Source organism: Saccharopolyspora sp. NPDC050389 (assembly GCF_040655595.1).
In the GTDB taxonomy this organism is placed as follows: Bacteria; Actinomycetota; Actinomycetes; order Mycobacteriales; family Pseudonocardiaceae; genus Saccharopolyspora.
This window is the reverse complement of sequence record NZ_JBFAKG010000036.1, coordinates 47,135-61,145: the sequence shown is the minus strand read 5'-3', so window position 1 is coordinate 61,145 and position 14,011 is coordinate 47,135. Positions and strand designations below refer to the sequence as shown.

Sequence of the window (14,011 nt, the reverse complement as noted above, 5' to 3'; positions counted from 1 at the left end):
TCGCGAGCGGTGACGAGGAGGTGGCACACATGAGCAAACTGGCCATCGTCGGCGTGTCCTGCATCCTGCCGGGGGCGAGGACGCCGGAGCAGTTCTTCGAGAACTTGCTCGAAGGCCGGGATTCCCGACGTGAGGGCGAAGCCGCGGACTTCGGGATTGATCCCGCAACGCCCGGTGGGTGGGGAGACGACCGGCACGCTGTGACCTCCCGCCGCGGGGGCTTCGTCGACGACGTGGAGATCGACCTCGGCGGTCTGCGTCTTCCGGAGGCCTGGTTGCGCAGGCTCGACCGGTCCTTCCACTGGGCGTTGCACGTCGGTCGCGAGGCGATCGCAGATGCGGGCGCCGATCTGGAGGTGCTGTCGGGCGATCGAGTGGGGCTGGTCCTGGGCAACTACTCGTTCCCCACCTGGTCGTCCTGCGAACGGGCGCTGCCCCTCTGGCAGGAGGGAGCGGCAGCCGGCCTGCGCGCGGCCGGGGTGCTCCCGCCACGTTCGGGGCGTCCCCGCCGGCCCGCGACCGACCCGGCCAACTTGCGGGCGTTCGGGCTGCCAGCTCGAGTGGTGGGCGAGGCCCTCGGTCTCCGGGGACCCCAGTTGGCTCTCGACGCCGCCTGCTCCTCTGCGCTCTACAGCCTCAAGCTCGCCGGTGATTACCTCCGCGCCGGACGCGCAGATGTGATGCTGGCTGGCGCGCTCTGTGCTCCCGACCCAGTATTGATGCACCTGTCCTTCTCCGACCTCGGCGCCTACCCGAGCAACGGGGTCAGCCAGCCGTTCGATGCTCGCTCCGACGGGATCATCACCGGGCAGGGCGCCGGAATGTTCGTCGTGAAGCGGCTCGCCGACGCATTGGCCGAAGGCGATCGCATCTACGCCGTCGTCGACGGCATCGGACTTTCCAACGACGGGGCGGGAAGGCACCTCCTCAGCCCGAACGTCGAGGGGCAGTTGGAGGCGTACCGGCTGGCTTACGCGGAGGCCGGTGTCGATCCGCAGGACATCGACTACATCGAGTGCCACGCCACCGGTACCCCGCTCGGCGACAGCACCGAGGCCGATGGTCTGCACCGCTTCTTCAGCAGCCCGCGCCCGGCCTTGGGGTCGGTCAAGGCCAACGTGGGCCACCTGCTGACCGTCGCGGGGTTCTCCAGCGTTCTGAAGTTGATCAAGTCATTGCACGAGGGCGTGATTCCGGCAACGCCAGGTGTGGAGGACGTGATCAACGGTCTGGGGGCGGGGGAGGTCGTCTCCGCTACTCGGGACTGGCCGGTACGCGACGGCGGGCCCCGCCGGGCGGCGGCCTCGGCCTTCGGTTTCGGGGGGACGAACGCGCACCTCGTGCTGTCCTCACCGGAAGAGGAGTCGGACCCGGTGCCACCAGGTGCTGCCTCGGCTCCGGCACCTCGGACAACGCCCATGCTGATCACGGGAATCGGTGTCCACGTGGGAAACATCGATGGCCGGGCGGATTTCGAGCGACGTATGTTCACCGCCCGTCCCTCGTTGGGGCAGGTGCTCCCGAATCGCTGGTACGGGCTGGGGGAATGTTCCGGCGTGCAGGCCGCCGATCGACCAGCCGGCGCCTACTGTGGTTCGTTCGACATCGACCCGCTTTCGTATCGCATCCCGCCCGCGCAGCTGACCGACTTCAACACGCAGCACCTGTTGATGGTCAAGGTCGCCGACGAGGCCTTGGCCGATGCCGGGTACCAGCTGCCCGGCTCGCGCTCCGGATCCCCGGCTCGCCAGCGCGTCGGCGTCGTCATCGCGATGGAGATGGAGCAGCACGCCCACGGGCACCGGGCCCGGTTCGACATCGGGGCGCACGTTCGCGATGAGTGCGCGCGGGCAGGGGTGGCGCTCGACAGCGAGGAGATGGCGGCACTCGAGGAGGCCGTGCGCGACGGCATCCACAGCCCGATCGATTCCGGCCAGGTGATGAGCTACATCGGCAACATCATGGCCAGCCGCATCAGCTCCCGCTACGACTTCACCGGCCCGTCGTTCACCGTGGCCTCGGACGGCGCTGGCAGCGCGGCCGCCCTCGACGTGGGTCGCCTTCTGCTCGCCGACCCGTCGATCGATGCCGTGCTGGTCGGTGCGGTAGACCTCGCCGGGGGAGTCGTCGAAGCCGCTGCGGACGATGACGGACCAGAGAGCCCTGCAGCCATAGGTGAGGGTGCCGCCGCCGTTGTGCTCACCCGCGCTGGGGCATCCGGCGAGGCCTACGCATGCCTGGAATCGTTGGCGACGGCCTATCCGCACCATTCGGACCGCCTCATGGGTCAACCCGACGCCGACACCGTGGCCCAGTCCGCCCGCGAAGCCCTCGCAGCGGCAGGTATGAGTGCCGATTCGGTGGGCCTTGTCGAGAGCCGTGCTGCGGTCGACGTCGGGACCGGCGAACTCCTCGGGCTCGAGCGGGTTTACGCCGACGCAGCTGGTGACGAAGCGGCGGGACCAGCGCTTTCCTCACTGGCTCCGCTCGTAGGCGACACGCGGAACCTCGCCGGGCTGCTCGGGGTCGTCAAGGCCGCGTTGGCGGTCTCGACTGGAACCATCCCGCCGCCAGGGCCGCTCCCCGAAGCTGGTGAGGGCACCGAGATGGTTCCCGCGAGCAGTGCTGCGCAGTGGTGGGTGGCGCCTACAGAGCGCCCCTGGTTGCGGCGCACGCCTGAGGACCATCGGGTTGCCGCCGTCAGCATCACCGGCAGTGGAGGGTCGCACGCCCACGCCATTGTCAGCGGGCGAGGTGTCACCGCCCCTGATACGTCTGTGCTGCGATGGTCGCCCAACGGCCCGCTGGTCCTCCCCGTCCAAGGCACGGACGCTGAGGACCTGGTGAACGCTCTTGGCGCCCTCCGCGACGAGCTCGCGGGCGCCGTGGATGTGGCTTCGGTCGTGCAACGGTTCCTCGACGAGCACCGGACCGGCGGACTTACCGCGGTGTTCGTCGCAGACGACGGCGACGGCTTGCGTTCAGAGGTTGACGCCGCGTCTCGCGACCTGCCCAGCAGTCTCGCCGAGGGCCGGATCTGGAACTCGCCGCGAGGGAGCTACTGCACGCCGCGCCCACTGCATGCGCAGGACGTGGCACTGGTCTTCCCCGGGGCGTTCAGCGCGTACCCGACAGCGGCGGCCGACTTGTTCCGGCTGGCGCCCGGGCTCCTCGCGGATTTCGAGTCCTTTGCAGCATCGCCCGATGCCCAGTTCCAGACCGACCGGTTGCACCCGCGTCGGCGGCGCGTCCCGGATCGCCGCACGGCGATGCAGTACGAGGCCGAACTGCTGGATGACATCCCGACGATGCTGGCTGCTGGCACGAATCTCGCGGTCCTGCACACCGAACTGCTGCGCACAGCGCTTGGACTGCCGGTGCGGGGAGCGCTGGGTTACTCGCTCGGCGAGAGCAGCATGCTCTTCGCACTCGGAGTCTGGGAGGCCGCGGCGCGCGACGACCGTGCGCTGAGGGAGTCTCCTTTGTTCAGCCACCTGCTCACCGGCGCGCGCACCACTGTGCGCAGCGCGTGGGGGCTAGGGGCCGACATCGAGGACGGCCAGGTGTGGTCGTCCTATCTCGTGTTGGGTGACGTCGAAGAGGTCGCCCGGCATGTCGAGCGGACCGACCGGCTGTTCCTGACGCACATCAACTCCCCGACGGAGGCGGTCGTAGCCGGGGCACCCGAGGCTTGCCAGGGCCTGCTCGACGCCCTCGACGTCCGAGGTGCGCGGACCCCAACTCGCCACATCATGCACTGCGACATCGTGCGGCCCCACTTCGACGAGCTGGCGGCGCTGAATTCCCACCCAACGACGATGCCCGCCGGTCTTGAGCTGTTCTCGGCCTTCGACGGTGGGGTGCTCGAAGGAGCGGGGCGCGGGGAACTCTCGCAGCGAATCGCCGAGACGTTGTGCAGAACGGTGGACTTCCCGAAGCTCGTGCGAGCGGCGTACGCGAACGGGCATCGGGTGTTCATCGATGTCGGCCCGGCCGCCAGCTGCACGCGCTGGGTCAGCGAGATCCTCGGCGATCTCCCGCACCTCGCGGTCGCGGTCGATCGCCGGGGCATTTCGACAGCAGACGGCCTCGCACGTGCGGTCGCGATGCTCGCCAGCCACGGCGTGCCAGTCCGGCTCGATCAGCTGCGCCCGCTGACGTCCGAGGCAGTGCGGCGCCGGGTGCGCGTCGAGTGCGGTGGGGAGTCCATCCCGGAGCGGATCGCCCAGCGGGCCCAGGAGGCGCTGGACGGCGCGCGTCCAGGAGACGCTGTCGACGAGCGAGCGCGGACCCAGGTCCTGGAGCCTGTCCCGGCCGCACCGGCAGGTGTCGGTTTCGTCGGTAAGGCTTTCGTACCGGTACAGCACCAGCCGATCGAGTTCGGCACGCAAGCGGAGAGTCCAATCACTGCTGCACGAATCGTGACGCAGGAGCCTGGGCCGCCGATGGTTGCCCCGGCGGAGCCCGCTACCGCCCGCGCCGACGTAGCGGCGGGACGCCCGGTCTCGGAGGCGGCTGTCCGATCGCTGGTCGATGAAAAGCTGCGGACCGGCGTGCGCGCCGCACATGAGAAGTTGCTTCTGTCGCAGAAGGTGGCCCAGCTCGCTTCGCTGAACCTGCTCGAACGGGCCGTCAGCGTTGGTGGGTTGGCTGGCGCCGCGACTGACGCATCGGTCGGCGGAGCCCTTGACCCGGCCGCCGCAGACCCGACACCCGACGCGGTGCGGTCGCCGGAGCCCGCCCAATCACTAGTGCGCGTGGACCCGCGGATCATCTGGAACCGCGACGATCTCCTGGAGTTCGCCACCGGATCGGTGGCCCCGGTGTTCGGCGAGCGGTTCGCCGAGGTCGACTCATATCGGTCCCGGGTGCGACTGCCTGCTCCGCCTTACCTGTTCGTTGACCGCGTGGTCGCTCTCGAGGGTCGAACCGGCACTTTCGAGCCGTCGTCCATCAGCACTGAGTTCGACATTCCGAAGGATGCCTGGTTCTCGGTGGACGGCCTGTCGCCGCCGGCCGTCACGATCGAGGCCGGACAGTGCGACATGCTGCTCATCAGCTACCTGGGCATCGATCTGCTCAACAAGGGCGATCGCCGCTACCGCCTACTGGACAGCACGCTCGTGTTCCACGGAGACCTGCCTCATGAGGGGCAGACCCTGCGCTACGACATCTCCATCGACAGGTTCGCTTGGAACGGCGACATGTTGATGTTCTTCTTCTCCTACCTCTGCTACGCCGATGGCGAGTTGATCCTCGAGCTGAAGAGCGCCGCAGCTGGATTCTTCACCCAGGAAGAACTCGAAGCATCAGGTGGGGTCCTAGCAGCACCGTCCACTGAGGATCGTCCGCGGGGATGGTTCAAACCCCTCGCCCATACGGACGTGGATCGCCTCGGGGCAGAAGAGCTCGAGGCACTTGCCCGCGGTGAGCGCGCCGCGGTGTTCGGACCGGCTCACGCCCAGCCCGAGGGTGCCAACCGCTCCCTGCGCCTGCCCGACGCCAAGCTCCGGTTGATCGACGAGATCACGTTGATCGACCGCACCGGGGGGCCGCGCGGCTTGGGGCATCTGAGTGCGACGGCCCACCTCGACCCCGAGGGTTGGTACTTCGCCTGCCACTTCATCGACGATCCGGTGCTCGCGGGCTCGATGATGGCCGAGGGTGGAGTGCACCTCCTGCAGGTCTACGCCCTCTCGCTCGGGATGCACCTGTGCTTGCCCGACGCGCGATTCCAGACGGTCCCAGGACTGCGGACCGAGGTGAAGGTGCGGGGCCAGGTAACGCCCGACACCGGCTCGATCCGCTACGAGGTCGACATCGAGGACCTCACCTTGGTCCCGCGGCCGACCGTGATCGCGAACATCACCGTTCACGACGACACGGGCAAGCCCATCGTGAGCATGCGCAACTTCGGGGTGCAACTGCGGGAGAAGGAGGGGACCCCGTACCGCCCAGATGCTGGCGGCATCCCTCCATTCCTGGGACGCCGCACGCACGACGGGCGCGACGTGATGATCAACGAAATGCACCTCGCCCACGCCGCACGCGGGGATCTCGGCACCGCGATGGGACCCGAGTTCGACGTCTACCACGACCACCGCGCGCCGCACATCCCCAACGGCGACTTCCAGTTCGTCGACCGGATCGTGGAGATGACCGGAGAGCGCGGGACCTTCAGCGGTGGCGAGACCATGATCACCGAATACGACGCGGCTGCGGACTCCTGGTACTTCCGGGAGACCAACCCGCACATCACGCCGAACTGCGTGCTCATGGAGACCTCGCTGCAGGCGGCCATCCTGCTGGGCTACTACCTCGGAGTCACGCTCGGCACTCCGGAGGAGTCGTTCAGCATCCGCAACCTCGATGGCAAGGCCCGGCTGCTGCGCGAAGTCGACCTGCGCGGCAAGACGATCGAGCACCGCACCACCATGCTGTCCTCCGGGTCCTACATGAACTCGATCCTCCAGAGGTTCTCCTACGAGCTCTGCGTCGATGGTGAGCCCTTCTACGCCGGCGAGTCGCTGTTCGGCTACTTCACCGCCAGCGCCCTCGAGAACCAGGTCGGGCTCGACAACGGTGCAGCGGTGCCCTCCTGGCTGGAGAGCGACGGCGCAGGCCACGAGGCCGTCGAAATCAGCGCCGACGAGTACCGCAGGCTGATCCTGGTGGAGCGGCACGATTCGCCGGTCGACCACTTCCCGCTGCTCGACCGCGCGCGAGTTGTGCTCAACGGCGGCCGCCAGGGCCTGGGCTATGCCTGGGCGTGCCGTCGCATCGTGCCGGACGAGTGGTTCTTCGACTGCCACTTCCACCGCGACCCGGTCATGCCCGGGTCGCTCGGCGTCGAGGCCATGCTGCACGCCCTGAAGCTGATCGTCCTGCGGGGCGGTCTCACCGAGGGAGTGCTCGACCGGCCGGTCTTCCACGTCCCGGTCGATGTCGAGATGTCCTGGCGGTACCGCGGGCAGGTCCTGCCCGACGACGGCGAGACCCGCCTCGAGGTTCATGTCACCGAGATCCGCCCCGAGGCCGACAGGTTCGTCGTCATCGCGGACGGCCACCTGTGGAAGGGCGACCTTCGCATCTACGAGATCGGTGGGCTCGCTGTCGAGGCCCGTGAAGGAGGATTGCGATGACCGTTGTGGAGAATCCCCTGACCGCGGTCGACTGCGTTGCACCGGTCGCCGACGTGGAAGGGGTGCGAGCCCTCCTCGGCGACACCGACCGCCCTTGCTACGTCGTCGACGATGACGGAACGATTGGACTCACTGCGGTCCCCGCCCCGCGGCACACCCTGCTTGCCGTTGCTGGTCCGCTCCCACCAACGCAACTGGGATCGGCCGCGTTCCGCACCGCACACGGAACTGACCTGGCCTACATGGCCGGCTCGATGGCGGGTGGTGTTGCGTCCGAAGATCTGGTGATCGCGATGGCGCGCGAAGGGCTGCTCGCTTCCTTCGGCGCAGCCGGCCTGATCCCGGATCGCATTGAGCGTGCATTGCAGCGATTCATCGCAGAGGTTCCCGACCGGCCGTGGGCCTGCAACCTCATTCACAGCCCCCATGAAATCGAGCTCGAGCGCGCCACTGTAGACCTGTGCTTGCGTTACGGGGTGCGTTGTGTCGAGGCCTCGGCCTTCTTCGACGTCACTCCGAGCATCGTGCGGTACCGGGTCGCCGGGCTGCGCCGCGGGCCTGACGGGGTGCCAATCGCCGAGAACCGGGTGATAGCCAAGGTCTCCCGGGATCAGGTGGCCCAGCGGTTCCTAGCGCCGCCCCCGTCCGAGATTGTTACCGATCTTCTTGCTGAGGGGGCGATCACCGCCGAGCAGGCCGAGCTCGCGATGCTGGTGCCGATGTGTGATGACCTCACGGCGGAGGCGGATTCTGGAGGGCACACCGACCGCCAGCCGTTGGCGGTTCTGCTGCCGGCCATGCTGCGTCAACGTGACCGGAGCGGCGCCCACAGCGTCCGTGTTGGCGCAGCGGGGGGCCTCGGAACACCGGCAGCGGTGTGGTCGGCGTTCGCTGCGGGTGCTGACTACGTGGTCACGGGATCGGTCAACCAGTCCTGTCGCGAATCGGGCACCTCCGACGCGGTCCGCGCCCTGCTCGCCGAGGCTGAGCCGACCGACTGCGACATGGCCCCGGCGGCGGACATGTTCGAGCTCGGCGTCCAACTGCAGGTCCTGAAACGGGGAACATTCTTCCCGATGCGGGCGAAGAAGCTCTACGCGCTCTACGCGTCGCACGCTTCGCTTGAGGACATCCCGGCCCTCCAACTCGAGCACCTCGAGACCAAGATACTCGGCCAGTCAGTCGACGAAGTCTGGGCGCAGTGCGAGGAGTACTTCAGCCGTCGCGACCCCGCCCAGCTCGAAAGGGCGCGAAATGCGCCGAAGCGCCGGATGGCTTTGGTGTTCCGGTGGTACCTGGGTATGGCCTCGCGGTGGGCAAGTGTCGGCGAAGCGGACCGGGTGCAGGATTACCAGATCTGGTGCGGGCCCTCGATGGGTGCCTTCAACCAGTGGGTAGCGGGCACCCCGCTTGCGCACCCGGCCGGACGCGAAGTTGCCACCGTTGCGCGTGAGCTTATGCACGGCGCCGCTTTCGCTGGCCGTATTTGCGCGCTTCGGGCAGCAGGCACAGTTCTGCCCGCTGGGGTTGAGCACCGGCCGGGAGGAGGTCGGTCCTCGTGACTAGGACGGCGCCCCACGTCGCGGAGATCCTTGACGCTGCCCTCGGTGACGCCACGGACGAGGCGAACATCTTCGGGTTCCATGAGGGCTTAGTGCGCGATGAAGCTGGCGAGTTCCCTGAGGCATTTCGGGCCGAGGTGGCCGACCGAGCCGGACTGCACCTCGGGTTTCTTCCGCGGACCGTCGGTGGCACAGGGGTGCCGCTGGACGCGATGATGTTGCAGGTCCGGGTGGCCGCCCGCCGTGACCTCGCGGTGATGCCTGCGGCGATGTTCAGCATCACCGCCGCGACCTGCGTGGTCCTGGCTGGCTCGGTCGAACAGGTCCGTCGGGTGGTCGCGCTGCTGGACGCCGGCACTCCAGTCGCCTTCGCCCTTTCCGAGCCTGCACATGGGGCCGACGTGGTTTCGGGCCAATGCCGCGCGGCCCTCGATAGCGAGGGGGAGGACCCTGTTCGGCTCGACGGCGAGAAGTGGATGGTCGGTCTTGGGCACCGAGCCGGAGCCGCATACGTCGTCGCGCGGACTGGTGAGCGCGGGCCAGCGGCGTTCAGCGGCTTTCTGCTCAGCGCCGACGACCTGGCCGCTGTCCGGTCGCACAGCGAGCCCATCGTCTGCATGGGCATGCGGGGTATCGACTTCGCCCGGTACGAGTTCCGCGGGCTGGAGGTCCCCCGTGATCGACTGGTGGGGGAGGCCGGTCGTGGCCTCGAAGTGGCCATGCGGGCGCTGCAAGTCGTCCGGATCGTCGGAAGCGCTGCCAATCTCGCATGCACGGATAGCGCGCTCCGGCTCACGCACGAGTACGGCCGGAGCCGTGAGGTGGCTGGCAAGCCGTTGCTCGATCATCCCCGCCCGCGTCGGGCATTCGCGACGGCGATCTCAGCACACCTCGCCGCCGACGTCGCGAGCGTAGTGGCGGGGCGGGCGCTGCAGGTCTGCCCGCCGTCGGTCTCGCACTGGTCCGGCGTCGTCAAACGAGTCGTCACGGATGCGACCGACACCGTGGTCAGGCAATGCGGTGACCTGCTCGGCACGTGGTCGGTGGTGCGCGAGGGCGTAGGCGCGCTGTTCGACAAGGTCCGGCGAGATGCCGAAGTGCTGCGGTACGTCGACACCGGGCCGGAGGCCACCTCGCGGGTTCTATCCGGGCAGATCCCCGCTTTGCTCAGGAACCTCGAAAATCCTTCGGCCGGTGCGCGCGAGCGAGTTGAGGCGGTGCACGACTTGGGGGCAGAGCCCCCCGACTACGACCCCACCGAGTTGCGAATGGCATCCCGTGGCCCGGACGACGTTCTCTCGGTGTTCGCGACCGACGAAGCTCATCTGCTGCGCTCCGTCCCGGACGAGCTCGTGCCGTGGATCGAGGAACTCGCCCGGAAGGTCAGCGAGCTCCGCCTCGTGGCGATCACGCCGGGAGTGGACCTCGTGGAAGTGGCGGATACGTTCGCCGCGCTGCACGGAGCGGCCAGTGCTGTGCACCTCTGGCGCCTCAACCAGGACCGCTCGCTCTACGGCACCGAACCGGGTAGCACGGTTTGGTTGCGAGCGGTGTTCACCCATCTATTCGCGATTGCGGATCGGGCTTGGCCGCGGCTGGCTGACGATCTCGCCGAGGGAATCGCCGCTAGTGGCCGCTCGCTCATCGATGGCGGTGCACTGCTCACGATGCTCCCGGTCCGCCTGGCCGAGGCCAAGACGTGGAGCCCGGTATGACTGATGTCCGCAACGTGGAAAAGCTCGCCGCCGACCTCGAGAAGCACCTCGGAGCGCCCCAAGACCTCGCGTCAGTGGTTGGCTGGGCGACCGCACTCGACCACGACGACCGTGAGGCCTTCCACCACGAGGGCATGGCTCACCTGCAGGAATGGGGGTTGCACGAGTACCAGGTTCCGGCCACCCACGGCGGCCGCGCAGTCGATGTTCAGGACAGCTTGGAACTCTTCCGGCTCGTGGCACGACGCGATCCATCCCTGGCCACGTCGCTCGCGACTACCAGCCTGAGCTTCATGCCGGTCTGGGTGGCGGGCACGGACGCGCAGAAAGAGCAGTGGGTCAAACGGATTTGTCACGGAACCGCCATGTCTTGGGGGCTCTCCGAAGCCGCGCACGGCAGCGACATCGTCGCTGATGAGACCAGGGCAGAGCTGGTCGACGGTGGCTACGTCATCAACGGTGAGAAATGGCCGATCGGCAACTCCGCGATCGGCGAGGTCATCGCGGTCTTCGCCCGCACGGGAGAGCGGGTTGGTCCGGCGGCCTTCTCGATCCTCATGGTCGACCGGCGATCCTGTCCAGCGTCGGCTGTGCGGCCCCGCGAGCGAATTCGGCTGCACGGTTTGCGTTCCATCGATAACGGCGGTGTCGCCTTCGTCAACTGCCGAGTTCCTGATTCGGCACGCATTGGCGCCGAGGGCGCGGGTATGGAGATCGCGGTCAAAGCGGCCCTAGCGGTGCGGGCGCTCGCTCCGGCGATGGCCCTCGGCTGCGTCGACAGCGGGCTGCGTCTGACCCTCGACTTCGTCTCGACCCGGATGCTTTTCGGCGAGACCGTGATCGAGGTGCCCTACACCCGCCGACAGCTCGTCGACGCATTCGCTGATCTGCTGGTTGCCGATGCCGTGGCTACGGGCGCGGTGCGCGCGCTGCAAGCGGCACCGGATCAGGTGAGCATAACTTCGTCGGTGTCGAAGTACCTCGTCCCTACGATGCTCGAGGCCACGATGGGCACGCTCTCGACGGTGCTCGGCGCGCGCCACTTCGTCAGAAGTGACCCGCACTACGGGGTGTTCCACAAGTTCGTCCGCGATTTGTGGATCTCCCACTTCGCCGAGGGCAACGTCGTGGTGAACCTCAAGAACATCGTGTCGTCGCTGCGGGAGCTCACCAAGGCACCAGCTGAGGTCGACGCCGAAGTTCGAGACGTGGCGGCCGGACGCAGTGCGGTCATCTACGACTTCGACGCCACCCTGCCCCAGTTCGAACCGGCCCGGCTGCAGATGCGAAGCCGGCACGGTGACGACGTGGTCACGGCGATGCCAGGCGTACTCGATGCGCTCGAGGCGAGAGCTGAGGCCTCGGACCGGTCCACTTCTGGCGCGCACGGGTCGGCAGACCACCTGCGGGCAGCGGTTTCCCTCGGACGTCGGTTCGTTGAACGCCTTTCGGTGCTGCGCCGCGAGGTCGAGGAGCTCGCCGAACGGTACGGTTCGTCCTGGCCACGCTCCGACGAGGCTTACCGTCGGGCCGAGGACTACGCGGTGCTGCACGCGGCCGCCGCCGTTGTGGCCCTCGCCGCTCACAGCGCCGAGTCTTTGCCCAACGGCGGGATCGACCCAGCAGTCCTGCTTGTGTGCCTTGGGCGACTGTGGGAGCGGTTCGAGCCCGGCGGGCGCGTTGTGAGTGCCGACGCTGTCGCTTCAGCTGCCGCGGTGATGTTGCGCCTGCACCGCGAAGGTCGTCTGTTCTCCCACCGCCAGCTTGCCCTTGCAGAGGGTTCGACCCCGAGAGGAGAGCGGTCATGAGAATCGTTTCCCGCGATCCAGCCACCGCCGAGACCGCGTTACCACTCCAACCGGTTTCGGAGGATGGTGCCATCGTGCCGGCGCTGGGGACGAGCGCGCTGCCCACTCCAGGGAACAGCCCCGACGCAGTTTCATGGATTCACTGCGCATCCTGCGGTGACTACGTCTACATCAAACGCCTTCGCCGATCCGGTGGCGTATGCCCCGCGTGCGGCCATCACCACCGGCTCTCGGCGGCAGATCGGCTGGCCCACCTGCTCGATCCGGGCTCGATCCGCGTCGTGCCCGGGTGGGCGCACACCGACGACGTCCTGGGCTTCCGCGACACCCGCGACTACCGGGAGCGCCTGGACGAGGCACGAGAACGCGTTGGCCTCGACGACGCTGCGGTGGCGGTGCGAGGGACGATCGGAGGGCAAGAGGTTGTGGTCGTCAGCCTCGACTTCCGATTCATGGGGGGCAGCATCGGTGCTGGAGTCGGCGAGTTGGTGGTAGCTGGCGCCGAGCACGCTGTAGCCCACCGGCTCCCGCTGTTGCTCATCAGCTCTTCGGGCGGAGCCCGGATGCAGGAGGGCACGACCTCGCTGATGCAACTCGCGAAGACGGCCCAGGCCATTTCTGCGGTCCACGAGAGCGGGATGCTGTGCGTCAACCTCAACACCGACCCCACTTTCGGCGGTGCGACGGCGTCGTTCGCGATGCTCGGCGACGTCATCGTGGCAGAGCCAGGCGCTCGGATCGGCTTCGCCGGGCCGAATGTCATCCGCCAGACCATCCGCGACGAGCTACCCCCGGGGTTTCAAACCGCCGAAAAGCTTCTCGAGCAAGGACTGATCGATGATGTCGTCCCCCGTGATTCCTTGGTTTCCTGGATCACGACCCTCTTGCGCCTGCACCGGACGGTTGCTCACCCACCCCTGCCCACCACAAAGGAGCGGGCTGTGGTGACGGCTCCCGGTGAGTTACCCGAGCTCGACGCGCGTACCGTGCTCACCCTCTCGCGGGATGTAGGGCGGCCAACAACCCTGGACTACATCACGTCCCTCCTTGACGAGTTCATTGAGCTCCACGGCGACCGCCAGATCGCTGACGATCCTGCCCTCATCGGTGGTGTCGGCGCGTTCCGGGGCGTCCCAGTGGTTGTCCTCGGGCACCAGAAGGGCACCGACACCGCGAGCCGGATCACGCACAACTTCGGGATGCCGCAGCCCTCGGGCTACGCCAAGGCACGCCGCCTGTTAAGGCACGCTGAGAAGTTCGGTATGCCTGTGCTGACCTTTGTCGACACTCCAGGCGCCTATCCCGGTCTGGAGGCCGAGGAATTCGGCCAAGGATACGCCATTGCCACAGCAATCATGGAGATGGTGCGGGTCGCAGTACCGGTGGTCAGCGTCGTCACCGGCGAAGGTGGAAGCGGTGGGGCGCTGGGTATTTCGGTCGCCGACCGCTTGCTGATGCTGGAGAACTCCTATTTTTCGGTGATCAGTCCGGAGGGCGCCTCGACGATCCTGCACGGCACTCCGGACAAGGCCGTCGAGATCGCTGAAGCACTGGGCATCACCAGCACCCGCTTGCTCGAACTCGGGATCGTCGACGCCGTCGTACCGGAGCCGGAGGGGGGCGCAGGGGCCGACCCGCGGTGCGCCATCCAGAGCGTCGGGGCGGCCTTGGCCTGGGCGCTCGACGACGTCATGGGCATCGACCGTGACGAGCTGATGCGCCAGCGCGAGCAGCGGTACAACGATTTCGGCCGCCTGGCCGAGTGAGATGAGCTGGGAGGACTC

Annotated in this window: 5 protein-coding genes; all 5 read left to right on the top strand. The window is 67.8% G+C overall.

Annotated elements, in window-relative coordinates; genetic code table 11:
- The first annotated feature begins 29 nt into the window (after positions 1 to 29).
- The 5 genes from AB0I53_RS23740 to AB0I53_RS23720 are packed head-to-tail and all read left to right on the top strand — an operon-like array spanning position 30 to position 13,993.
- A complete protein-coding gene (locus AB0I53_RS23740; RefSeq protein WP_358606763.1) occupies positions 30 to 7,142 on the top strand; it encodes a beta-ketoacyl synthase N-terminal-like domain-containing protein in 7,113 nt (2,370 codons plus the stop codon).
- A complete protein-coding gene (locus tag AB0I53_RS23735) occupies positions 7,139 to 8,704 on the top strand; it encodes a PfaD family polyunsaturated fatty acid/polyketide biosynthesis protein (protein WP_358606760.1) in 1,566 nt (521 codons plus the stop codon). The genes AB0I53_RS23740 and AB0I53_RS23735 overlap by 4 nt, the downstream gene beginning before the upstream one ends.
- Entirely contained in the window at positions 8,701 to 10,419 is a 1,719-nt protein-coding gene (locus AB0I53_RS23730) for an acyl-CoA dehydrogenase (protein ID WP_358606757.1), read from the top strand. The genes AB0I53_RS23735 and AB0I53_RS23730 overlap by 4 nt, the downstream gene beginning before the upstream one ends.
- Positions 10,416 to 12,227, top strand: a complete 1,812-nt coding sequence (locus AB0I53_RS23725; protein ID WP_358606755.1) for an acyl-CoA dehydrogenase family protein — start codon at positions 10,416 to 10,418, stop codon at positions 12,225 to 12,227. The genes AB0I53_RS23730 and AB0I53_RS23725 overlap by 4 nt, the downstream gene beginning before the upstream one ends.
- Positions 12,224 to 13,993: an acetyl-CoA carboxylase carboxyltransferase subunit alpha gene (locus AB0I53_RS23720; protein ID WP_358606752.1), complete on the top strand. Its 1,770-nt coding sequence runs from the start codon at positions 12,224 to 12,226 to the stop codon at positions 13,991 to 13,993. Before AB0I53_RS23725 ends, AB0I53_RS23720 begins: the two co-directional genes overlap by 4 nt.
- The last annotated feature ends 18 nt before the right edge of the window (positions 13,994 to 14,011 follow it).